The sequence below is a fragment of the Achromobacter sp. GW823-FHT04E03 genome, from assembly GCF_058796095.1.
The window spans coordinates 184,613-206,686 of record NZ_JBXAIJ010000005.1 but is presented as its reverse complement, the minus strand read 5'-3'; the positions used below and the strand labels follow the sequence as shown (position 1 = coordinate 206,686).

18 protein-coding genes and 1 tRNA gene are annotated in these 22,074 nt (G+C 63.9%); 6 read left to right on the top strand and 13 right to left on the bottom strand.

The window, feature by feature from the left end; genetic code table 11:
* Positions 1–14 precede the first annotated feature (14 nt).
* Positions 15–1,343 (top strand): purine-cytosine permease family protein, encoded by a 1,329-nt coding sequence (locus tag AC1RHV_RS28425; protein ID WP_492302396.1) that lies wholly within the window; start codon positions 15–17, stop codon positions 1,341–1,343.
* Between the two features lie 87 nt (positions 1,344–1,430).
* The gene (locus AC1RHV_RS28420; protein ID WP_492302395.1) at positions 1,431–2,081 is read left to right on the top strand and encodes an HD domain-containing protein; all 651 of its coding nucleotides are present in this window, start codon (positions 1,431–1,433) and stop codon (positions 2,079–2,081) included.
* Positions 2,082–2,147: 66 nt separating this feature from the next.
* Here the strand turns inward: AC1RHV_RS28420 and AC1RHV_RS28415 are convergent, their stop codons facing one another.
* On the bottom strand, positions 2,148–2,984 hold the full coding sequence (locus tag AC1RHV_RS28415) for an SDR family oxidoreductase (protein WP_492302393.1): 837 nt from the start codon (positions 2,982–2,984) through the stop codon (positions 2,148–2,150).
* A 518-nt stretch (positions 2,985–3,502) separates the two neighbouring features.
* On the opposite strand from AC1RHV_RS28415, the gene AC1RHV_RS28410 reads away from it, so the two are divergent.
* Entirely contained in the window at positions 3,503–4,072 is a 570-nt protein-coding gene (locus AC1RHV_RS28410; protein WP_254593355.1) for a TetR/AcrR family transcriptional regulator, read from the top strand.
* A 60-nt stretch (positions 4,073–4,132) separates the two neighbouring features.
* Here AC1RHV_RS28410 and AC1RHV_RS28405 read toward each other — a convergent pair.
* The 6 genes from AC1RHV_RS28405 to ppk1 form a co-directional block, all read right to left on the bottom strand.
* Positions 4,133–4,209 (bottom strand) — tRNA-Pro (locus AC1RHV_RS28405).
* Positions 4,210–4,436: 227 nt separating this feature from the next.
* On the bottom strand, positions 4,437–5,213 hold the full coding sequence (gene pstB / locus AC1RHV_RS28400) for a phosphate ABC transporter ATP-binding protein PstB (protein WP_006221056.1): 777 nt from the start codon (positions 5,211–5,213) through the stop codon (positions 4,437–4,439).
* 48 nt (positions 5,214–5,261) lie between these two features.
* Positions 5,262–6,116: a phosphate ABC transporter permease PstA gene (gene pstA / locus AC1RHV_RS28395; protein ID WP_082400756.1), complete on the bottom strand. Its 855-nt coding sequence runs from the start codon at positions 6,114–6,116 to the stop codon at positions 5,262–5,264.
* A 26-nt stretch (positions 6,117–6,142) separates the two neighbouring features.
* Positions 6,143–7,159, bottom strand: a complete 1,017-nt coding sequence (gene pstC / locus AC1RHV_RS28390) for a phosphate ABC transporter permease subunit PstC (RefSeq protein ID WP_054451356.1) — start codon at positions 7,157–7,159, stop codon at positions 6,143–6,145.
* A 155-nt stretch (positions 7,160–7,314) separates the two neighbouring features.
* Positions 7,315–8,355 (bottom strand): phosphate ABC transporter substrate-binding protein PstS, encoded by a 1,041-nt coding sequence (gene pstS / locus AC1RHV_RS28385; RefSeq protein WP_054451357.1) that lies wholly within the window; start codon positions 8,353–8,355, stop codon positions 7,315–7,317.
* Between the two features lie 290 nt (positions 8,356–8,645).
* Complete coding sequence (ppk1, locus tag AC1RHV_RS28380) at positions 8,646–10,721, bottom strand: polyphosphate kinase 1 (RefSeq protein WP_054451358.1); 2,076 nt, start codon at positions 10,719–10,721, stop codon at positions 8,646–8,648.
* Positions 10,722–10,941: 220 nt separating this feature from the next.
* Here ppk1 and ppx point away from each other — a divergent pair, with 220 nt between their 5' ends.
* Positions 10,942–12,429, top strand: coding sequence for an exopolyphosphatase (ppx, locus tag AC1RHV_RS28375; protein ID WP_054451359.1), 1,488 nt, complete (start codon positions 10,942–10,944; stop codon positions 12,427–12,429).
* 181 nt (positions 12,430–12,610) lie between these two features.
* On the opposite strand, the gene AC1RHV_RS28370 is transcribed toward ppx, so the two are convergent.
* From AC1RHV_RS28370 to AC1RHV_RS28350, 5 genes are all read right to left on the bottom strand, one after another.
* Positions 12,611–13,417 carry a GNAT family N-acetyltransferase gene (locus tag AC1RHV_RS28370; protein WP_054451360.1) on the bottom strand — a complete coding sequence of 269 codons (807 nt, stop codon included), beginning with the start codon at positions 13,415–13,417 and terminating at the stop codon, positions 12,611–12,613.
* Between the two features lie 212 nt (positions 13,418–13,629).
* The gene (gene glmM, locus AC1RHV_RS28365; RefSeq protein ID WP_119450615.1) at positions 13,630–14,973 is read right to left on the bottom strand and encodes a phosphoglucosamine mutase; all 1,344 of its coding nucleotides are present in this window, start codon (positions 14,971–14,973) and stop codon (positions 13,630–13,632) included.
* Positions 14,970–15,815 carry a dihydropteroate synthase gene (gene folP / locus AC1RHV_RS28360; RefSeq protein ID WP_054451362.1) on the bottom strand — a complete coding sequence of 282 codons (846 nt, stop codon included), beginning with the start codon at positions 15,813–15,815 and terminating at the stop codon, positions 14,970–14,972. The genes glmM and folP overlap by 4 nt, the downstream gene beginning before the upstream one ends.
* An 18-nt stretch (positions 15,816–15,833) precedes the next feature.
* Entirely contained in the window at positions 15,834–17,720 is a 1,887-nt protein-coding gene (gene ftsH / locus AC1RHV_RS28355; protein WP_054451363.1) for an ATP-dependent zinc metalloprotease FtsH, read from the bottom strand.
* Between the two features lie 214 nt (positions 17,721–17,934).
* Positions 17,935–18,567, bottom strand: coding sequence for an RlmE family RNA methyltransferase (locus tag AC1RHV_RS28350; RefSeq protein WP_054451364.1), 633 nt, complete (start codon positions 18,565–18,567; stop codon positions 17,935–17,937).
* 18 nt (positions 18,568–18,585) lie between these two features.
* Between AC1RHV_RS28350 and AC1RHV_RS28345 the strand changes: the two genes are divergently transcribed.
* Positions 18,586–19,185 (top strand): YhbY family RNA-binding protein, encoded by a 600-nt coding sequence (locus tag AC1RHV_RS28345; protein WP_492302388.1) that lies wholly within the window; start codon positions 18,586–18,588, stop codon positions 19,183–19,185.
* 129 nt (positions 19,186–19,314) lie between these two features.
* On the opposite strand, the gene greA is transcribed toward AC1RHV_RS28345, so the two are convergent.
* On the bottom strand, positions 19,315–19,791 hold the full coding sequence (gene greA / locus AC1RHV_RS28340) for a transcription elongation factor GreA (RefSeq protein WP_054451366.1): 477 nt from the start codon (positions 19,789–19,791) through the stop codon (positions 19,315–19,317).
* A 648-nt stretch (positions 19,792–20,439) separates the two neighbouring features.
* On the opposite strand from greA, the gene AC1RHV_RS28335 reads away from it, so the two are divergent.
* Positions 20,440–22,059: a methyl-accepting chemotaxis protein gene (locus tag AC1RHV_RS28335; protein ID WP_054451367.1), complete on the top strand. Its 1,620-nt coding sequence runs from the start codon at positions 20,440–20,442 to the stop codon at positions 22,057–22,059.
* Positions 22,060–22,074 lie beyond the last annotated feature (15 nt).

Sequence of the window (22,074 nt, the reverse complement as noted above, 5' to 3'; positions counted from 1 at the left end):
CCAGGAGATCCGACATGGCCAACATGACCCCACGCAAACCGTCCGATGAGACGGACAACTCGCTGCATGCCGTCGCCAACAGCGACCGCATGCCCCGCTACGCCCTCACCATGGCCTGGTGGGCCGTGTGCAGCGCCGTGTTCTACATCGTCGTCGGCGCCACGCTGGCGCTGAAATACGGTGCCCGCAACGCCATCATCGGCATGGTGCTGTCGGTGATCAGCTACGGGCTGATCAACGGCGTCATCAGCCGCTACGCCATCCGCAGCGGCCTGTCGGTGGCGCTGTTCTCGCGCCGGCTCTTCGGCACCTCGGGCGCGGCGCTGGCCACCCTGATCTTCTTCGCCACCGCCATCTACTACGCGGTGTTCGAAGGCGCGGTGATGTCGGTCGCGGCGCATCATCTTTATCCTGCCGTGCCGTACTGGCTGGTGGCGCTGGTGGTGGTCATCTACAGCGTGCTGTTGATCTTCGGCAGCGTGCAAACATGGCTCGACAAGTTCAACGGCGTGCTGCTGCCCTTCTATTTGCTGGGGTTGTTGCTGGCCGTGGTGATGGCGACGCAGGAATACGGCTACAGCGATGCCTGGCTGTCATTCGGTCCGCCCGAAGGCCCGGTCCCCGGCGGTTGGTGGGACGCCTTCGTGTACTACATGGGCGTATGGGTCCTGATGATGTTCACCTTCGACTATGCCCGCTTCGGCAAGCGCGAAGACCAGACCTACCATAGCCGCTACAACTTCGGCATGCCCTTCTATCTGGTGACCTTCCTGCTCAACGGGGTGGCCGGCATCTATCTGGTCAGCACCATCCCCAGCGACGCCGCGCTGTCGGAAGTGTCGGTGGTGCTGGCGCTGCTCAAGCTGATGGGCCTGGGCGGATTGCTGTTCGTGTGGATCACGCAGACCCGCATCAACACCGCCAACTACTACCTGGCCACCATCAACATGCAGGCATTCTTCGCGCGCTGGCCGGGCATGCGCTGGCCCAAGGCGATGTGGGCGGTCATCGTGGGCGCGGTGACGTATGCGCTGATGCTGCTGGACGTGTTCTCGTATCTGCTGCAGGCGCTCGCCTACCAGGGCATCTTCGTGGTGTCGTGGGTGGCGGTGGCGCTGGTGCACATTCTGGGCGACCAGGAGTCCGCGCCGCAACATGGCGGGGCCGCATTCAACCGCGCAGGCCTGGCCGGCTGGTTCGCAGGCGCGATTTGCGGCCTGGCGCTGATGCACACGGAGGGTTTCGCGGCGACGCTGGCCGCGCCGGCCAGCTTCGTGGTGTCGGCGCTGGTGTACCGGATCTGCTCCATGGCGGCGGCACGGATGCAGGCGCAGGGCGGCTAAGGCCGCGCTGCGGGCCGCGCGGCAAAACGCCTGGCCCGAAAACGTCCTGTGTACACTTTCCGCTGGTCCCGAAGCTGGCGGAAGAAAATGAAGATGCGCGAAGATTTGGCGGCATTGCGGCCGCAGCTCATACTGATCGCCCAGAGCGCGGATACCGGTGACGGCGCCCATGACCTGAGCCATCTGGAACGCGTATGGAAGGCCGCCAACAGCATGCTGGCGCACCACCCCGAAGCCGACGCCATGGTGGTCATGGCCGCCAGTTACCTGCATGACCTTGTCAACCTGCCCAAGAACCATCCCGACCGGGCGCACGCATCGGCCATGGCGGCTGACGAGGCCGTGCGTGAGCTGCAGGCCGCCGGCTATCCCTCAACCAAGCTCGCAGCCGTCCATCACGCCATCGAGGCCCACAGCTACTCCGCCAACATCCCGCCCCGGACCATCGAGGCCCGCATCGTGCAGGATGCCGACCGCCTGGATGCGCTTGGACCGGTGGGACTGGCCCGCATGTTCCATGTCGGCGGGCAACTGGGGCGGGCGCTTGCGCACCCCACCGACCCCATGGGCATGCATCGGCAACTGGACGACGGCGCCTACGCGCTGGATCACATCGAATTGAAGCTCGCACGTATCGCGGGAACCATGCAGACGGATGGCGGCCGCGCGCTTGCAGCAACGCGGCTGGACTGGATACGGCGGTTTCGTGATGAGTTCGTGGCAGATTGGTCGGCCTGATTCAGGTTCCCGGCCACGCCATCAATTGGCAGGCTGGCGGCGCCTGGCCGACAAACCACGGATCCATCACAGCACGAAGCAATCCGCCGAAGCGCGCACCGTCATGTCGCTGACCGAAACGCCCCACGGTTGATCGATGGCCAGCAGGATCGCGTCGGCGATCGAGTCAGGCTCCACCGGCATATGCGACAGGCTCTCCGGATCGCGGAGATCAGGCGGCAGGGCCCCTTCCTGCAGGCCCTTTACCATTGCCATGAATTGCTCCATGTTGTTCCCGACTCTCCCGACGGCGGCAGCGTGGTTGGCTACGGACCCGCCAAGTCCGGTGTTGGGCACTCCGGTGGGGCTGATGGTCGTAATCTTGATCTTCCCGCGCGCCTCCGTCCTCACGGCTTCCGACATGAAATCGACTGCGGCTTTGGTGGCGCCGTAGATTGCCGCGCCCACTGCGGGGAAGTCCCCATAGATGGACGAGATGTTGATGAAGTGGCCCCGCCCCTGAAAGATCATCGCATCGTGGGCGGCAATCATGCCATTGAACACGCCCCTCATATTGATGTCGATACAACGCATCCAGGCATCGTAGGCACGCGAGTGATCCGCGACAAAAGCCAGCGGCATGATGCCTGCATTGTTGAGCATTACGTCAATCGAACCATAGCGCTGCACGCTGGCGCCGACGAGGCCTCTCAGGTCATCCAGAATGCGGACATCCGCGGCTAGGGCCTGCGCCCGGCCGCCCGCCGCGGTAATGCGCGCGACGGTTTCCACCGCAGCGTCCGCGTCGATATCGCCGCACGTCACCAGCGCGCCACGGGCGGCGGCCTGCTGCGCGACTTGGCGTCCAAAGCCGCCGCCTGCCCCGGTAATGACAATGGTCTTGCCTGAGATGTAATCGCTCATGATTCTCTTCTCCAATGCCGCTATGCGAGGAGCCGCGCCATGCCGCATCGCCGCCGTGCGCATGACCTGCCGTTGCATCCACGCAAGTCGCGGACTGATCCGTGGGATACGGCAGAGCTGGCAGGAGGACCAACCCACGGCCATATTTCGTTGTCACACAATAATTAGAATTCTAATTCTATTATTGGAAGGTACTTGAGGCCCTTCAACGCGAGGTTTCCCTAGGCCGAGATCAGCGCTGGGCCAAGCACCTGTGACCGCCGTTCGTCCTGCAAACAACCTCCCCGTTATGACGTGGCAGCAACAGGCGCTTGATCGATAAGAGAGCGCATCTGCTACGGCATAATGTGGCACTTCAGGTTTGGATAGATGTTGTCATGGCAGCCCCTCCATCGCAGAAAACAACTACCAAGACAACGCGCGCTTCCAGGGAGCGGAAAGCCGCTCGCCCGGTCGCGCAATCACCGGGCGTTCCGCGCCCTCCCCGTCAGTTACGCAGCGAGGAGTCCCTGGCCAGGATGATCCGCGCCGGCCGCGAATTGATAGAACGGCACGCCAACCTGGACCTGGTACTGATTGGTGACGTGATACGTCTCGCGGACACATCCATCGGCGCGTTCTATGGCCGTTTCCAGGACAAAGAGACCTTTCTTGCGGCAGTCCTGGACGCTGCCGTCACGGAAAGCAAAGCGCAAGCCGATAATCTTGTCCGCCAAGACGCCGTCTGGACCGAAGGCACCGCCTCGGATATCGTCGCAGCCATGGTGGATTTTTACGTCGATGGCTGCCGCGAAAGCCAGGGGACTTTCAAGGCCGTGCTACAGGATTTCTCGATGGCCGAACGAGAATCGAGTCCGTTGGTCATCTTGAATCGCCATATGCATGCCCTGTTCGTGCCGGCCTTGGCTCGAAAAATGCCGGTCCAGGCGGGCGTGGACACAGAATTGGAAATCCAGATCGCCATGCAGATGCTGCTGGGAACGCTCAGTGCCATGATGCTGACGGACCCGGGTCCAATGCGCCTCCCGGATGATGCAATCAAGCAGCTGCTGACGGAAAGGATGCGGCGGATGCTGCGCTTGACCTGAGGGTCGGCCCGGAAATGGCAAAAGGCCGTCAGCGACATATCGCTGACGGCCTTTCTTCATTGGTCGGGGCGGTGGGATTCGAACTCACGACCCTCTGCTCCCAAAGCAGATGCGCTACCAGGCTGCGCTACGCCCCGAAGGGTGGCAACTATACCAGATCCCGGCCCGGTTGGCCTATGCGGCTGGGCCTGCGGGGCTGTTACGCGCTGGCGGGGGTGTTCATGGTGCTGATTCCCGGCCGCCATGCGGGCAAGGTCCAGGAGCAGCCCCGGCGGGCTCCGAGCAGGTGCTGCTGTAACAGCAAATGAAAAACGGCGCGCTGTCCGAACAGCGCGCCGCCATTTGCAGAGCCGAAACGCAGCGGTCAGCCGAAGCGGCCCGTGATGTAGTCTTCCGTTTCCTTGCGCGAAGGCTTCACGAAGATCTGGTCGGTCTGGCCGAATTCCATCAGCTCGCCCAGGTACATATAGGCGGTGTAGTCCGAGCAGCGCGCGGCCTGCTGCATGTTGTGCGTCACGATGACGACGGTGTAGTCGTTCTTCAGTTCGGCGATCAGCTCTTCGATCTTGGCGGTCGAGATCGGATCCAGCGCCGAGCACGGCTCGTCCAGCAGCAGCACTTCCGGCTTGATGGCCACGCCGCGCGCGATGCACAGGCGCTGTTGCTGGCCGCCCGACAGGCTGTTGCCGCTCTGGTGCAGCTTGTCCTTCACTTCGTTCCACAGCGCGGCCTTGCTCAGGGCCCATTCCACGCGCTCGTCCATTTCCCCCTTGGACAGGCGCTCGAACAAGCGCACGCCGAAGGCGATGTTGTCGTAGATGCTCATGGGGAACGGCGTGGGCTTCTGGAACACCATGCCGACCTTGGCGCGGATCAGCGAGATGTCGGTCTTGGCCGTCAGCAAGTTTTCGCCGTCCAGGATGATTTCGCCCTCGGCGCGCTGGCCGGGATAGAGCTCGAACATGCGGTTGAACGTGCGCAGCAGCGTGGACTTGCCGCAGCCCGACGGGCCGATGAAGGCGGTGACCTTCTTCTCCTGGATCGACATGTTCACATTGCGGATCGCATGGAACTTGCCGTAGTAGAAGTTCAGGTTCTTGACCTCGATCTTGTTCTTGACGGCGGTAGCGGTGTTTTCCATTTGGTTTCCCTTGGCTCCGGCGCGCCCGGCGCGCCGGCATAGCGATCTTTACTTGCGGAACATGTTGCGGGCGATGATGTTGATGCCCAGCACCAGCAGCGTAATCAGGGTGGCGCCGGCCCAGGCCAGGTTGTTCCAGTCCTTGAAGGGGCTGGCGGCGTACTGGTAGATCACGACCGGCAGGTTGGCCATCGGGCCGTTCATGTTCAAGGACATGAACTGGTTCGACAGCGCGGTGAACAGCAGCGGCGCGGTTTCGCCGGAGATCCGGGCGATGGCCAGCAGCACGCCGGTGATGATGCCGGTCTTGGCGGCGCGATAGCACACCATGGTGATCATGCGCCACTTGGGGCAGCCCAGCGCGGCAGCGGCTTCGCGCAGGCTGTTGGGCACCAGCAGCAGCATGTTGTCGGTGGTGCGCACCACCACCGGAATCACCAGGATGGACAGCGCGATGGCGCCGGCCCAGCCCGAGTAGTGCCCCACCTGGGCCACGTACACGGCGTAGATGAACAGGCCGATGATGATGGACGGGGCCGACAACAGCACGTCGTTCAGGAAGCGCGTGGCCGGCGCCAGCCAGCCGCGCTGGCCGTATTCGGCCAGGTAGGTGCCGGCCAGGATGCCGACGGGCGTGCCGATGAGCGTGCCCACGCCAGCCATCATCACGCTGCCGAAGATGGCGTTGATGAGACCGCCGGTCTGCCCGGGCGGCGGCGTGATCTCGGTGAAGAGCGTGTACGACAGCGCGGGCGCGCCCTTCATCAACAGCGTCAGAATGATCCAGAACAGCCAGAACAGCCCGAACACCAGGGTGCCCAGCGACACGGTCAGCATGATGCGGTTGACTACGCGGCGCCGGCGATAGGTGCCGTTCTGCATATTGAGTACGGATACAGCCATGATCTTTTCCTTGTGCTCGCGGCGCGTCAGGTTTTCTTGCCTTCACTGGCGGACAAGCGAACCAGCAGCATCTTGGCCAGGGCGAGCACGATGGTCGTGATCAGGAACAGGATCAGGCCCAGTTCCAGCAGCGCCGACTTCTGTATGCCGCCCGCTTCATTGAATTCGTTGGCCAGCGCCGAAGCGATCGAGTTGCCCGGCGAGAACAGCGAACCGGACCACTTGAAGGCGTTGCCGATGACGAAGGTCACCGCCATGGTTTCGCCAAGCGCGCGGCCCAGGCCCAGCATGATGCCGCCGATGACGCCCGACTTGGTGTAGGGCAGCACCACGCGCCACATTACTTCCCAGGTCGTGCTGCCCAGGCCGTAGGCGGATTCCTTGAGCATCGCCGGCACCAGTTCGAACACGTCGCGCATCACCGCGGCGATGAACGGGATGATCATGATCGAGAGGATCAGGCCGGCCGTGAAGATGCCGATGCCGAAGGGCGGCCCCGCGAAGATGCCGCCGATCACGGGCAGGCTGCCTAATGTGGCGATCATGAAAGGCTGCACATACTGCTGGAACACGGGGACGAAGACGAACAGGCCCCACATGCCGTAGATGATGGACGGAATCGCCGCCAGCATTTCGACCGCTGTGCCCAGGGGGCGGCGCAGCCAGGTGGGCGACAGTTCGGTCAGGAAGATGGCGATGCCGAAGGACACGGGCACGGCGATGATCAGGGCGATGGCCGAGGTCAGCAGCGTACCGATGATGGGCACCACGGCGCCGTAGTTCGAATTGACCGGATCCCAGTCGTTGAGCCAGAGGAACGACAGGCCGTACTTGGCCAGCGATTCGCGGCTGCCGTAGATCAGGGAAACAAGAATCGCCGCCAGCAGGATGAACACCAGGAAGGCGAACAGGCGGGTCAGGTTCTTGAATAGCGCATCCATCAGCGCGTTTTTGTTTTGCTTCATAGGCGAAGGCGTGCCGGTAGTCACGGAGTCCGCCACGCTGGGCGAAAGCGGCACACTATTATCCATTACCGCGCTCATGGATGGACTTTCCTTAGGAAACCAGGGGAGAAACTTCGAAGGTCTTGCGGCGGACCGCCGCCAGCATCCCGTATCCGGAACGCCAGCGGCGGCCGCTGTGGATTGCGCGCGATGGAGATTGGCATTGTCAGCCGGCCTCCCTCGCGCTCAAGCCTTTATTGCCAGACGGCCTTTCCGTCGGCGGCCTTGACTTCGCCCCAGGCGGCGCGGATTTCCTTGGTCACGGCTTCCGGCAGCGGCACGTAGTCCATGGCTTCAGCCGACTTGGCGCCGTTCTTGAAGGCCCAGTCGAAGAATTCCAGCACGGCCTTGCCCTGCGCCGGCTTGTCTTGCGACTTGTGGACCAGGATGAAGGTGGCGGCGGTGACGGGCCAGGAATCGGCGCCCGGCTCGTCGGTCAGGACCACGCCCATGCCCGGCGCGCTCTTCCAGTCGGCGTTGGCGGCCGCGGCTGCGAACGCCTTCTGTTCCGGCTGGACGAACTTGCCGTCCTTGTTCTGCAGTTGCGTCCAGGCCAGCTTGTTCTGCTTGGCGTAGGCGTATTCCACGTAGCCGATCGAGTTCTTCAGCTGGCCGACGTAGGCGGCGACGCCTTCGTTGCCCTTGCCGCCCTGACCCACGGGCCACTTGACGGCCTTGCCTTCGCCCACGGTCGACTTCCAGTCCGGCGACACCTTGGACAGGTAGTTGGTCCAGCCGAAGGTGGTGCCCGAGCCGTCCGAGCGGTGCACGACGATGATGTCGGCGGCCGGCAGCTTCAGGTCGGGGTTCAGCGCCTTGATGGCAGCGTCGTCCCACTTCTTGATCTTGCCCAGGAAGATGTCGGCCAGGACCTTGCCCGACAGCTTCAGCTTGCCGGGTTCGACGCCGTCGATGTTCACCACGGCAACCGTGCCGCCGATGACGGCCGGGAATTGCAGCAGGCCGTTCTTTTCCAGATCGGCAGCCTTCATGGGATCGTCCGAAGCGCCGAAATCGACGGTCTTGGCGATGATTTGTTGCTGACCGCCGCCCGAACCGATGGACTGGTAGTTGACGGCGCTATTAGTGGCGGCCTTGTAGTCGGAGGCCCACTTGGCGTAGATCGGGTACGGGAACGAAGCGCCGGCGCCGGTCACGTCGGCGGCCTGGACGGCAAATACGGCGGCGCTCAGCGCGACGCCCAGGGAAACTTGTTTGAAGACACGTTTGAACATCAGGGTTCCTTCTGTGCTCGTTGGAGGAGTCTGGCAGGCTTGGAAAACTGCCTGTCTTTCAGCGACCCTCGAATAATAGAAGTCCCACATGACAGGATAGTGACAGTCATGATCCCCCCGAGGCGCTGCGCGCCTCCCTCCCAGGGGGCGCCGGTGGCGGACCGGCGCGGAGCCGGATCCGCGCGGCCTGGATCTGGGGAGGATTCGCCTCGAACACCGCCACCCCAAAAAGGGGGCGGAACATATGGGAGGCCTTGCTTCGAAAACCGCCCCGGTCGGGGCGGCTGGCGTTACACGCCCAGCTTCTGCATCAGGTACTGGTGCACGTTGAAGGGCTCGCGACGGCTCTTGACGCGGGTGTAGTCGCCGTCGGGCAGTTGCTGCCAGGCCAGCTGGTTGTCGCGCAGGGCGTAGGTGAAGGCTTCGTCGATGACGCGCTTCTTCAGGGTCTTGTCGTAGATCGGGAAAGCGATCTCTACCCGGCGGAAGAAGTTGCGGTCCATCCAGTCGGCCGACGACAGGTACACGGTTTCTTCGCCCTCGGCGTAGAAGTAGAAGACCCGCGAATGCTCCAGGAAGCGGCCGACGATGGAACGCACCCGGATGTTCTCCGACAACCCTGGCACGCCAGCGCGCAATGCGCATACGCCGCGCACGATCAGGTCGATCTTCACGCCGGCCTGACCGGCCTTGTAAAGCTCTTCGATGATCTGTTCTTCCAAGAGCGAGTTCATCTTGGCCATGATGCGCGAACGCTTGCCGGCCTTGGCCGCGCGGGCCTCGGCGCGGATCAGCGCCACCATGCCGTCGTGCATGGTGAAGGGCGACTGCATCAGCGCCTTGAGCGAACGGCGCGCGCCCAGCCCGGTCAACTGCGCGAACACCTTGTCCATGTCCTCGCACAGCTTAGGATCGGCGGTCAGCAGGCCGAAGTCGGTGTACAGGCGCGCCGTGCGCGGGTGATAGTTGCCGGTGCCCAGGTGAGCATAGCGGCGCAGCCGCCCTTTTTCGCGACGCAACACCACGGCCATCTTGGCGTGCGTCTTGTGCGCCACCACGCCGTACACGACGTGCGCCCCCACCTCTTCCAGCTTGGAAGCCCAGTTGATGTTGGTCTGCTCGTCGAAGCGGGCCATCAGCTCCACCACCACCGTCACTTCCTTGCCGGCGCGCGCGGCGGCCAGCAGGATCTTCATCAGCTCGGAGTCCTCGCCGGTGCGGTAGATGGTCTGCTTGATCGCCATGACGTCCGGATCCAGCGCGGCGGCGGTCAGGAAGTCGATGACGGGTTGGAACGACTGGTAGGGATGGTGCAGCAGGCGGTCCTGCTCGGCCACGGCCTCGAACAGTTCGGCCGGCTTGTCGCCCACGCGGTCGAACGGCGCCGGCACGGGCGCGCGGTAATCCGGGAACAACAGATCCGGGCGCGAATCCGAGTTGCACAGCTGCATCAGGCGCGACAGGTTCACCGGCCCCGGCACGCGGTACGTGTCCTCGGCCTTGAGCGAGAACTCGCGCTGCAGGAAGTGTTCCAGTTCGACCGGCGTCAGCTTGTCGATCTCCAGGCGCACGGCGGCGCCGAAGTTGCGCTGCGACAACTCGCCCTGCAAGGCGTGGCGCAGGTTGGTGACTTCTTCCTCGTCCACGAACAGGTCGCTGTTGCGCGTGACCCGCCACTGATAGCAGCCCAGCATTTCCAGGCCCGGGAAGAGCTCGCCGACAAAGGCGCGCAGCAGCGAGGTCAGCAGGATGTAGCCCTCGGGCTGGCCCGACAGCTCCTGCGGCATCTTGATCAGGCGCGGCAAGGCGCGCGGCGCCTGCACCACGGCGATCGAGGCCTGCCGGCCAAAGGCGTCGGCGCCCGACAGCGACACGATGAAGTTCAGGCTCTTGTTGTAGACCCGCGGAAACGGATGCGCCGGATCCAGTCCGATCGGGGTCAGCAGCGGCATCACGTCGCGATTGAAGACATCGCGCGCCCATTCCTGCTGCTGCGGATTCCATTCGGACGCGTGGTGCAACGAAATACCCTCGGCGTGCATGGCCGGCAGGATCTCGTCGTTGAGCAGGTTGTACTGGCGGTTGACCAGTTCGTGCACCGCCTGCTGCACATTGTCGAACGCCTGGTCGGGCGTCATGCCGTCGGGCCCCACCAGATTCGGCGACTGGCGCTGCTGCTCCTTCAGGCTGGAAATCCGGATCTCGAAGAACTCATCCAGGTTGGAACTGACGATGCAGACGTAGCGCAGGCGTTCCAGCAAGGGAGTCTTGGGATTCTCCGCCATCGCCAGCACGCGTTCGTTGAATTTCAGCAGCGACAACTCGCGGTTCAGAAGCAAGGGCTCGGCAGGAGGGCGTGAGGGCATACCGGATTCCATACGTAGGGAGAGCGTGGAGTTTTACTGCAAAAAAGTGACGGTTCCATGACACAGCAGCAAATACGTAGCGTACGCCAAAACCGGGACGCATAGCAGGCGGATCAGATGCCGCAAATCCCTGTTCCATAAGAAAAAAAACGTGGGCGGGGGCGCTGTCACATGGGATCTCTATAATCGGGCCACCTCTCAGACAATATTTACGAGCCGCATGGATCAACTTCTGGCCGCGGTGGACCTCGGGTCCAACAGCTTCCGCCTCTCCATCGGACGCATCGTTCAACAGGACGGTACGCCCCAGATCTATCAGATCGACCGCCTCAAGGAAACCGTCCGGCTTGCGGCCGGCCTGGACTCCGAAAAGAGGCTGGGCGACGAGGCCATCGACAGGGCCATCGCCGTGCTGGAGCGCTTCGGCGACCGCCTGCGCAGCTTCCATCCCAACCGGGTCCGCGCCGTCGCCACCAATACGTTCCGCGTCGCCCGAAACACCCGGGATTTCCTGCCGCGCGCCGAAGCCGCGCTGGGCTTTCCCATCGAAGTCATCGCCGGCCGCGAAGAGGCCCGCCTGATCTTCTCCGGCGTGGTCCACACCCTGCCCCCCTCGCCCAACAAGCGCCTGGTCATCGACATCGGCGGCGGCTCGACCGAAGTCATCATCGGCAAAGGGCACGAGCCCGGCCTGATGTCCTCGCTCTACATGGGCTGCGTCAGCTACAGCCGCCAGTTCTTCTCGGACGGCGTGGTGGACGCGCATCAGATGAAGCAGGCCGAACTGGCCGCGCGCCGCGAGATCGAAGTCATCGCCAAGCAGTACCGCAAGATGGGCTGGAAGGAAGCCTACGGCTCCTCCGGCACGGCCAAGGCGCTGTTCGCCATCCTGACCGAATGCCGCTTCTCGGACCGAGGCATCACGCGCGCCGGCCTGAACAAGCTGAAGGACCGCATCATCCGCTCGGGCCGCGTCATCCCGTCCGAACTGCCCGGCATCAAGATCGAACGCTCGGACGTGCTGCCCGGCGGCCTGGCCATCATGAGCGCCCTGTTCGACGAGCTGGGCATCGATGTCATGCACACCGGCGACGGCGCGCTGCGCCTGGGCGTGCTGTACGACCTGCTAGGCCGCGATGACGAGCATGACAAGCGCGATGAATCGGTGCGCCAGTTCATGAAGCGCTACCACGTCGACGTCAACCAGGCGCGTCGCGTGCACCACGCTGCGCTGACGCTGTTCGACGCCATGTTCCCGGACGGTCCGGAACGCGCGGAGCTGCGCCCCGCGCTGGGCTGGGCGGCCGATCTGCACGAAGTGGGTCTGTCCATCGCCCACAACGCGTATCACAAGCACACCGCCTACGTGCTGGAAAACGCCGACATGCCCGGGTTCTCGCGCGCCGACCAGCAGTTGCTGGCGCTGCTTGCGCTCGGCCATCAGGGCAAGCTGACCAAGCTGGAACCGCTGGTGCGCTCGCGCCCGCAATGGAAGGCCATCCTCAGCCTGCGCCTGGCGGTGCTGCTGTTCCGCCGCCGCAATGAAATCGAACCGCTGCCGCTGACCGCGTCGGTGCGCGACAACTCGATCGTGGTGCGGGTCAACCGCGAATGGCTGGCGCAGCACCCACTGAGCGACTTCACGCTGCGCGCGGAAGAAGCCGAGTGGAACAAGGTGGGCTTTTCGTTCGAACTGCTGGAGTTCTGAGGAACCAGCCGGGCGGCGCGCTCGCGCCGCCCTGTTCCGGCCCCGCGCTGCGGGGCCGGTGCGCTAGAACGGCGACAGATCGGTTTCGCGATCCAGCCGCTTGAGCTCCATGCGCAAGGGCCTGGTGGCCCGCCGTATCAACCTGATCTTCATGCGGCGGAACAGGCGGCGCATGGGGGTCTCAGCGCTGGACAGCGGCGGTTGCGGGCTGATCCAGCCCGAAATGGCGGCGGTAGCGCTCGTCCATGCGGTCCATCTTCAGCAGGACCGGGAAATCCGCGGCGTTGAAATCGGGGTCCCAGGCGGGCTCGCCACAGACCTTGGCACCCAGCTTCAGGTAACCCTTGATCAGCGGCGGCACGCGCGCCGGCAAGGTGCTGTTGAGCTTTTCCACCGGATAGCGGTGCAGCGGCGTCACGCGCGGCTCATCGCCCTGCGGCAGCTGCTTGGAAATGGTGCGCCACACTTCAGCGGCGGTGACGCCGTCGTCGCGCAGGCTGACGCTGGCGCAGCCCAGTACGTACTGGTAGCCGCCCCGGCGCAGGTATTCGGCCAGGCCAGACCACAACAGCATGATCACGCCGCCGCTGCGGTAGTCGGGGTGGGTGCAAGAGCGGCCGACTTCGACCAGCTCGTCCTGGATGGAGCCCAGCCCGGACAGGTCGAACTCGGACTGCGAGTAATACCCGCCAGCCTCTCGCGCCTTTTCCGGCGTCAGGATCCGGTAGGTGCCGACCACGCGGCCCGTATCCAGCTCGCGGACCATCAGATGTTCGCAGAACGGATCGAAGCGATCATGCTCGATGCCGTCCTGGGCGTCGGGGAACACCGCGCCCATGTCCTCGGTGAAGACGTCGTAGCGCAGGCGTTGAATCTGCTCGATTTCTTCAGCGGTGCGCGCCAAGCCCACCACCAGCACCTTGGCGGCGGCGCCGGTCCAAGGTTCCGCGGCATTACGGCTCGGATTGATGCGTGCTAATTCCAGCATTGCGCGAAGCTCCTAGAGAGTCCAGCCAGTGTGGACGCCCTGTATGTCAAAGACTTGACCAATATGTTACGTGACTATGAAGTTTAGTCTGGAGCGAATAAATCAATCCTCCGCCCAAATCGACAAAACTTTACAAATCTATACAACCCTTGAACAAACAAAGGCCACCCGTCACGCGCCGGGTGGCCTTGCTCGAAATCGTAAGGCAGCGTTTATCCCAGGCTGGCCGCAAGCTTCTCGGCGCAGGAGACGGCCAGGGCTTCATCCTCGGCCTCGACCATGAGGCGCAGCTTCGGCTCGGTGCCCGAAGCGCGGATCAGGATGCGGCCGCGACCGTCCAGCTCGGCTTCGACGGCCTTGCGCGCCGCGCTCAAGCCGGCATGCGTCTTCCAGTCCTGGCCCGGGGTCAGCGGCACATTGATCATCTTCTGCGGATACATGCGCAGATCGCTCACCCACTCCGCCAGCCCGACCGAGTTGCGGCGCAGCGCAGTCAGGACCTGCAGCGCGGCGACGATGCCGTCGCCCGTCGAATGGCAGTCCAGGCACAGCAGATGGCCGGAGCTTTCGCCGCCATACAGCCAGCCGCGCGCCTGCATCTGCTCCAGCACGTAGCGGTCGCCGACATTGGCGCGCTCGAAGCCCACGCCCAGCCGCTGCATTTCGCGTTCGAAGCCGAAGTTGGTCATCAGCGTGCCGACCACGCCGTCCACCTTGCCGCGCTGCATGCGTTCGCGGACGATGGCGTACATGAGTTCGTCGCCGTTGTAGATGCGGCCTTCGCCATCGACCATCTGCAGGCGGTCGGCGTCGCCGTCCAGCGCGATGCCCAACTGGGCGCCGCGAGCGTGCACTTCCTTGGCCAGCAGCTCGGGATGCAGCGCGCCCACGCCCTTATTGATGTTGAAGCCATCCGGATTGACGCCGATGGCGTGCACTTCGGCGCCCAGTTCGCGGAACACGTGCGGCGCGATGTTGTAGGCGGCGCCATGGGCGGCGTCCACCACGATCGTCATGCCGTTCAGGTCCAGATCGTTGGGGAAGGTGCTCTTGCAGAACTCGATGTAGCGGCCCTGCGCGTCGCCCATGCGGCGCGCGCGTCCCAGCGCTTCCGAGGCGACGCAGCCCAGCGGCTCGTCCAGGGCGGTTTCGATGTCGGCCTCGATCTCGTCGGGCAGCTTCATGCCCTGCGCCGAGAAGAACTTGATGCCGTTGTCCTGGTACGGATTGTGCGAAGCGCTGATGACAATCCCCGCCACCAGTCGCAGCGCCCGGGTCAGGTAGGCCACCGCGGGGGTCGGAATCGGACCGGCCAGCAGCACGTCGATGCCTGCCGCCGACAGGCCGGCTTCCAACGCGGATTCCAGCATGTAGCCGGAGATCCGCGTGTCCTTGCCGATCACGACCTGCGGACGGCTGCCGCCGCGCACGGCGTGCTCACGCGCCAGGACGCGGCCGGCCGCGTAACCCAGACGCAGCGCGAATTCGGCGTTGATCACCGGACCGCCGACTTCGCCGCGGACACCGTCGGTACCGAAATATTTGCGTCGAATCATGAACTGAGTGCTCCTTGTTCTGCCGCGTGCCATACCTTGAGCGCGTCGACCGTGGCCGCCACATCGTGCACCCGCACGATGGAAGCGCCACGCGCCACGCAGGCAAGCGCCGCGGCGATGCTGCCGGGCAACCTGTCGCCCACGGGCCGGCCGGTAGCCTGGCCGATCATGGTTTTGCGCGAGAGGCCGATCAGCAATGGATAACCGGCGCTGCGCAGGCTGGACAGCCGGCGCAACAGTTGGAAATTCTGGTCGCCCGTCTTGCCGAAGCCGAAGCCCGGGTCCAGCACGATGCGGCGAGGATCGATCCAGGCCGCGCGCAGCTTGTGCGCGCGAGCCCCCAGGAAGAGTCCGATTTCACCGATCAAGTCGGTGTACTCGGGCGGGGCGGCCTGCATGGTGCGAGGTTCGCCCTTCATGTGCATCACGCAAAGCCCGCAGCGCGAATGCGCCACCGCCTCGACGGCGCCGGGCTGCCTGAAGCCATAGATGTCGTTGATCATGTCCGCGCCGGCATCCAGCACGGCGCGCATGACTTCCGGCTTGAAGGTGTCGATGGACAGGGGCACGCCGCAATCGCGCAGCGCCTCCACCACCGGCAGCAGCCGAGCCAGTTCGTCGGCCACGGACACCGGATCGGCCCCGGGGCGCGTGGATTCGCCGCCCAGGTCCAGGATCTGGGCGCCTTCGGCGATCAATTGGCGCGCATGCGCCACTGCGGAATCCGTATCGTCATGCTGGCCGCCGTCGGAAAAGGAGTCCGGCGTGACGTTGACGATACCCATGACAAGCGGGCGCTCGAGATCAAACTCGAAGCGCCCGCAAAGGAAGTTATTTGCCATAACTCAGGATGAGCAGCCTCAGACAGCGGCAGCCGTATTGCCACCTGCCGCCAGGCCCGTGGGCGGCGTATCGGACGTATCCGACGGGCCCTGAGGCGTCTTCGGGGGACGCGGAGGACGGCCCTCGATGATGTCGTTGATCTGGTCGGCGTCGATGGTTTCCCATTCGAGCAGCGCGGAGGTCATGACTTCGACCTTGTCGCGGTTGTCTTCCAGGATCTTGCGCGCAACGCTGTACTGCTCGTCGATGATGCGGCGGATCTCGGTGTCCACCTTCTGCATGGTGGCTTCCGACATGTGCGTGGTCTTGGTGACGCTGCGGCCCAGGAACACTTCGCCTTCGTTCTCGGCATAGACCATCGGGCCCAGCTCGTCGGTCATGCCGTAGCGCGTGACGATGTCGCGGGCGATGGCGGTGGCGCGTTCGAAGTCGTTCGAGGCTCCCGTCGTCATCTGGTCCATGAAGATTTCTTCGGCGATGCGGCCGCCGAACAGCACGGCAATGGTGGACAGCAGACGACCCTTGTCCATGCTGTAGCGGTCGGTCTCAGGCAGCTGCATGGTCACGCCCAGCGCACGGCCGCGCGGGATGATGGTGACCTTGTGGACCGGATCGGTCTTGGGCAGCAGGCGGGCGACGATCGCGTGGCCGGACTCATGGTACGCGGTGTTCTTGCGTTCCTCTTCGGGCATCACGATGGAGCGGCGTTCCGCTCCCATGATGATCTTGTCCTTGGCCTTTTCGAAGTCGGACATGTCGACCGTGCGGCCATTGCGGCGGGCGGCGAACAGCGCGGCTTCGTTGACCAGGTTGGCCAGATCGGCGCCCGAGAAGCCCGGGGTGCCGCGCGCCAGCACGGTCGCATCGACGTTGGGCGACAGCGGAACCTTGCGCATATGGACCTTCAGGATCTGCTCGCGGCCGCGGATATCGGGCAGCGGCACCACGACCTGGCGGTCGAAGCGGCCCGGGCGCAGCAGCGCGGGATCCAGCACGTCGGGACGGTTGGTCGCGGCGATGACGATGACGCCCTGGCCGGACTCGAAGCCGTCCATTTCCACCAGCATCTGGTTCAGCGTCTGTTCGCGTTCGTCGTTGCCGCCGCCCAGGCCGGCGCCACGCTGGCGGCCGACCGCATCGATTTCGTCGATGAAGATGATGCAGGGAGCGTGCTTCTTGGCGTTTTCGAACATGTCGCGCACGCGGGCCGCGCCCACGCCGACGAACATTTCAACGAAGTCGGAACCCGAGATGCTGAAGAACGGCACCTTGGCTTCGCCCGCGATGGCCTTGGCCAGCAGCGTCTTGCCGGTACCCGGCGAGCCGACCATCAGCACGCCGCGCGGAATGCGGCCGCCCAGCTTCTGGAACTTGCTGGGGTCGCGCAGGAAATCGACCAGTTCCTGGACGTCTTCCTTGGCTTCGTCGCAGCCGGCAACGTCGGCGAAGGTGATCTGGTTGGTGTTCTCGTCAAGCATGCGGGCGCGCGATTTGCCGAAGCTGAACGCTCCGCCCCTGCCGCCGCCCTGCATCTGGCGCATGAAGAACACCCAGACGCCGATCAGCAACAGCATGGGGAACCACGACACGAAGATGCTCATCAGCAACGACTGCTCTTCGCGCGGCTTGCCCGACACCTGGACGCCATACTTCAGCAGATCGGAGACCATCCAGAGGTCGCCCGGCGAAGTCAGCGTGTAGGCGCGGCCCGCGTCAGGGGTGACGTACAGCACGTCGCCCTGGACGTCGACCTTGCGGATACGTCCCGCCTTGGCGTCGTCCATGAACTGCGTGTAGGTCACGCCGTCCTGGGTCTGAGCGCGTCCGTCGAACTGTTTGAAGACAGTGAACAGCACGAGGGCTATCACCATCCAGACAGCGACTTTCGAAAATGAATTATTCAAGGTCGATCTCCTGCTTTCGATTCCGACCGGCGACCGCGCACCCGCATATGGCACAGTCACAAGTATGTCAATAGCTCATTCTACCCTGTCAGACCAGATTGCGTCCCGGGATGCCTGAGCCCCTCTGAGTTTTGTCTTATTCGCGAATTTTCTGGTCGTTGTCCCGGCAGGCTGTAGGTTTTTCGAATCCGAGGCGGCGCGCCCCGGACCCGGGCTACTTCAGATCGCGCGCAACCAGAAAGGTTTCGGAGGATTTGTCCCGCGATGCCTTCGGCTTGCGTTCGACCACCCGCTTGAAGCGCTGCTTGAAGGATTCCACGATCTGCGAAAAGCCGCTGCCGTGGAAAGCCTTGACGATCAGCGCCCCGTTGGGCTTGAGGTGGGCGCAGGAGAATTCCATCGCCAACTCGCACACATGCTGGATGCGCGCGGAGTCGGCAATACCCACCCCTGACAAGTTGGGGGCCATGTCGGAAATAACAAGGTCCACCGCGCGCGATCCGACCATGTCTTCCAATTGTTTCAAAACTTCATCTTCGCGGAAGTCGCCCTGGATGAATTCAACGCCCGCCACGGGTTCCATGGGCAGGATATCGAGCGCGATGATGCGTCCGTCCACGACCCCGCCCGGCCCCGCCAGGCGCTCGCGCGCCACTTGGGACCAGCTGCCGGGCGCCGAACCCAGGTCGACCACGAGGTCGCCCCGGCGCATCAGCTTCTCGGTATCCAGGATCTCGATCAGCTTGAAGGCGGCGCGGGCCCTGTAGCCCTTCTGTTGCGCCAGCTTCACATAGGGATCGTTGATGTGCTGGTGAATCCAGTCTTTAGAGAATTTATTCTTGGCCATTACCGTACAATTCCACGCATGCCTATATTAGAACTTACCTCTCGTGAGCGCAGCGACCTTCGGTCCGCCGCTCACCCTTTGCGCCCCGTCGTCCTGATTGGCGACAATGGCCTGACCGAAGCCGTGCTCAAGGAAATCGACCTGGCGCTGACTTCGCATGGCCTCATCAAGGTGCGCGCCGGCGGCGACGACCGCGAGGCCCGCGACGCAATGCTGTCGACCATCTGCGACACGCTTTCCTGCGCCCCGGTGCACCACCTGGGCAAGACGCTGATCCTGTTCCGCCCGCTGGCCGGCAACATCAAGCCCGTCGCGCTGGCCGCCATGGAACCCGAGCGCCCTGCCAAGCGCCGCGCCTCTGAGCCGCACACGCCCAAGAAGCTGGCCGCCGAAGGCAAGACCCTGGCCAAGCGTCCGCGCCGCAGCGAATCCGAAGAGCCCAAGCCGAAGACGCGCTTCGTGCCCCAGGACCAGCTCAACAAGAACGGCAAGCCCATGCGCCCTGGCACCAGGAAGACCACCGCCAGCGGTCACGGCATTCCCCGCCGCGCCGGCAGCGCGCTCAGCCTGCGGGCCGGAGCACGCAGCGGCACCAGCCGCAAGTCGACGAAAAGGTAAGTGCAGGCACAAAAACGGGCGCTTTACGCGCCCGGTCCACCATAGCGATCCGCATTAAACCGCGGAATTCAGTCGAACGCACGGTTCGGACTATGGTGTTTTGACAACTTCCAGCTTACTACGTTGGCGTCAGATGTAGCGCACGCCCAGGACTTCATACTCGCGAACGCCAGCCGGGGCCTTGACCTCGACCACATCGCCTTCGCTTTTGCCGATCAACGCGCGCGCCACCGGGCTGGACACGGAAATCAGGTTCGACTTGATGTCGGCTTCAACGTCGCCGACGATTTGGTACGTCACACGATCGCCCGAGTCCAGGTCCTCGATGTCGACGGTGGCGCCAAATACGGCGCGGCCTTCGGCATCCAGGGCGGTAGGATCGATCAGGTGGGCGTTGGAAAGCGTGCCTTCAAGCTCGGCAATCCGGCCCTCGATAAAGCCTTGGCGCTCGCGAGCAGCGTCGTACTCGGCATTTTCCGACAGATCACCCTGCGCACGCGCTTCAGCGATCGCGTTGATAACGGCAGGACGTTCCACGGTTTTCAGCCGCTGGAGCTCTTCTTGCAAGCGCTCGGCCCCGCGCACGGTCAAAGGAATGGCAGACATGTCGTTTCCCAAACAAAAGTAGAAAACGCCCCGGACGGAGCGTTCTCGGTGAAGGTCGGAATCCTGGCGCGCGCAGGCAGCCGGGTAAAAGCAAAAACTGGCGAGCGGCGCGGACGACCAAAACAAAACCCCGGCTCGGGTCGGAACCGGGGCAATCAAGGTCATATTGTGGTCAAAGTCCACGGGAATTGCAAGCCGCCGGAGAAACCGCTGTTTTCGCCGCATTTCGCCGCTGTAACCCGCTAAAACCCGTCATTTTTTTCAGTTTTTCCTGATCCGCCCGAAAGCCGGATGGGGCAGGCCGCAATCGCGCTCCGCAGCGCAGGTGTGGCGTAAAAACTACTCTTGGATAGTTTTTTGCAACAGCCGAGGCTTACCTCTCAAAAACGCCAGCAAAAACGGACTGAATCAGTATAAAACAACAAATTGTGTCATTCATGACAATTTAATACATTGAAATCACTGCCGATGGGCCGGGCTGCTGATCGCAAGCACGTGCCAGGCGCAGGAGTCTTGTTTTTGCGGGTAGTTGCAGTGGAGGCGGACGCATCGCAGCCACCCGGCGCGACGTTCGCCATTCCGCCGCTCGGCAGGCGGCCTGGGCCGTTCCTTCGCACGGCGGATCGCGTTCAAGAACGAGGAGCTCTCATGCTGGAAAAATTGAAAGTCCGTACTGGAATGCTGTTGGTGCTGGGCTGCTTCGTCGTCGCCCTGGCGCTGGCTTGCGGCTTGAGCTGGATGAACGCCGAAAAAAGCGTGACCGAGATCAAGGACCTGAACAATGTCGCGGTCCATCAGGTCGACCCGCTCTACGAAGCCAACGCCGCCCTGCTGCGCGCGCGACTGGCGCTCGGCGCGGGCATGGCTGCCATGCAGGCCGGCGGCATGGACCAGGCCGGGCTGGCCGGGGACGAAGCCGCCAGCCATCTGAAGCAGGCGCGCGAGCGCTTCGCCCGCTACATGGCCGTCCCCAAGAGTCCTCGCGGTCAGGAGCTGGCCCAGACGCTGCAGGGACGCTTCACCGAGTACGCCGCCATCCTGGACACACTGGAATCCGACCTCAAGGCACGCTCGCCTGCCAAGTACCGCCAGGACGAGGGGCGGCTGCCCCAGGCAGACGCCTACTTCATGAAAGACATGCAAGCCTTCCTGGCCCGGGTCCAGGAGCGCAGCGACGGCGTGCTGGCAAGCTCGGAGCAAACCTACTCCACCGCCCGGATCTCGGCGGTCGCGCTGATATCCGCCGCCCTGCTGCTGACGGCATTGTGCTGGACCTTCATCCGGCGCGCCGTGCTGCGTCCGCTGCAGGAGGCTGGCAGGCATTTTGACCGCATCGCGGCCGGCGACCTGACGAACCGCGTGGAAACCCGCTCCAACAATGAGATCGGCGTCCTGTTCGCTTCGCTCAAACGCATGCAGGAGGGCCTCACCCGCACGGTGACGTCCGTGCGCCAGGGCGTGGATGAGATCAATGTGGGCGCGGCGGAAATCGCTGCCGGCAACTCCAACCTGTCAGTGCGTACCGAAGAACAGGCCGCGGCGCTCGAAGAAACCGCATCCACCATGGAAGAGCTGGCGGTGACCGTCAAGCAGAATGCGGAAAACGCCGCCCAGGCCAATCAGTTGGCCGCGGTCAGCATGGACGTGGCGCAGCGCGGCGGCCAGAACGTGGAGCAGGTGGTGGCCACCATGCACGGCATCTCGGACAGTTCGCGGCGGATCGCGGACATCGTGTCCGTGATCGATGGCATCGCCTTCCAGACCAACATCCTGGCGCTGAATGCGGCGGTGGAAGCCGCGCGCGCCGGCGAGCAGGGCAAGGGCTTTGCCGTGGTCGCGGGCGAAGTCCGCACCCTGGCCCAGCGCGCGGCGCAGGCCGCCAAGGAGATCAAGACGCTGATCGAAGCTTCGGTGGACACGGTCGCCGCCGGTTCGGCCCAGGTCGCCGCAGCCGGGCAGACCATGCAGGAAATTGTGGATTCCGTGCAGCGGGTGGCGGCGATCATGGCCGAGATCTCGGCCGCTTCGACGCAGCAAGCCGGCGGCATAGACCAGGTCAGCCTGGCAATTTCGCAAATGGACGAGGTGACCCAGCAGAACGCCGCGCTGGTCGAGGAAGCGTCAGCGGCGGCAGCCGCGATGGAGGAACAGGCGCGGCGCCTGGCGGAAGCCACCGCGGTATTCAAGACGCAATCCGGACAGGTGATCGAGGCGGTGCCGGTGGCCGTGACCGCCACGGCCTCTGCCACGAGGCTGTCGGGCACCTAGGCGCGCTGGCCGGCC

Coding starts and splice junctions, on each gene's coding strand:
- AC1RHV_RS28425 (WP_492302396.1), top strand. CDS start 15: ATGGCCAACATGACCCCACGCAAACCGTCCGATGAGACGGACAACTCG.
- AC1RHV_RS28420 (WP_492302395.1), top strand. CDS start 1,431: ATGAAGATGCGCGAAGATTTGGCGGCATTGCGGCCGCAGCTCATACTG.
- AC1RHV_RS28415 (WP_492302393.1), bottom strand. CDS start 2,984: ATGAGCGATTACATCTCAGGCAAGACCATTGTCATTACCGGGGCAGGC.
- AC1RHV_RS28410 (WP_254593355.1), top strand. CDS start 3,503: ATGATCCGCGCCGGCCGCGAATTGATAGAACGGCACGCCAACCTGGAC.
- pstB (WP_006221056.1), bottom strand. CDS start 5,213: ATGGAAAACACCGCTACCGCCGTCAAGAACAAGATCGAGGTCAAGAAC.
- pstA (WP_082400756.1), bottom strand. CDS start 6,116: ATGGCTGTATCCGTACTCAATATGCAGAACGGCACCTATCGCCGGCGC.
- pstC (WP_054451356.1), bottom strand. CDS start 7,159: ATGAGCGCGGTAATGGATAATAGTGTGCCGCTTTCGCCCAGCGTGGCG.
- pstS (WP_054451357.1), bottom strand. CDS start 8,355: ATGTTCAAACGTGTCTTCAAACAAGTTTCCCTGGGCGTCGCGCTGAGC.
- ppk1 (WP_054451358.1), bottom strand. CDS start 10,721: ATGCCCTCACGCCCTCCTGCCGAGCCCTTGCTTCTGAACCGCGAGTTG.
- ppx (WP_054451359.1), top strand. CDS start 10,942: ATGGATCAACTTCTGGCCGCGGTGGACCTCGGGTCCAACAGCTTCCGC.
- AC1RHV_RS28370 (WP_054451360.1), bottom strand. CDS start 13,417: ATGCTGGAATTAGCACGCATCAATCCGAGCCGTAATGCCGCGGAACCT.
- glmM (WP_119450615.1), bottom strand. CDS start 14,973: ATGATTCGACGCAAATATTTCGGTACCGACGGTGTCCGCGGCGAAGTC.
- folP (WP_054451362.1), bottom strand. CDS start 15,815: ATGGCAAATAACTTCCTTTGCGGGCGCTTCGAGTTTGATCTCGAGCGC.
- AC1RHV_RS28350 (WP_054451364.1), bottom strand. CDS start 18,567: ATGGCCAAGAATAAATTCTCTAAAGACTGGATTCACCAGCACATCAAC.
- AC1RHV_RS28345 (WP_492302388.1), top strand. CDS start 18,586: ATGCCTATATTAGAACTTACCTCTCGTGAGCGCAGCGACCTTCGGTCC.
- greA (WP_054451366.1), bottom strand. CDS start 19,791: ATGTCTGCCATTCCTTTGACCGTGCGCGGGGCCGAGCGCTTGCAAGAA.
- AC1RHV_RS28335 (WP_054451367.1), top strand. CDS start 20,440: ATGCTGGAAAAATTGAAAGTCCGTACTGGAATGCTGTTGGTGCTGGGC.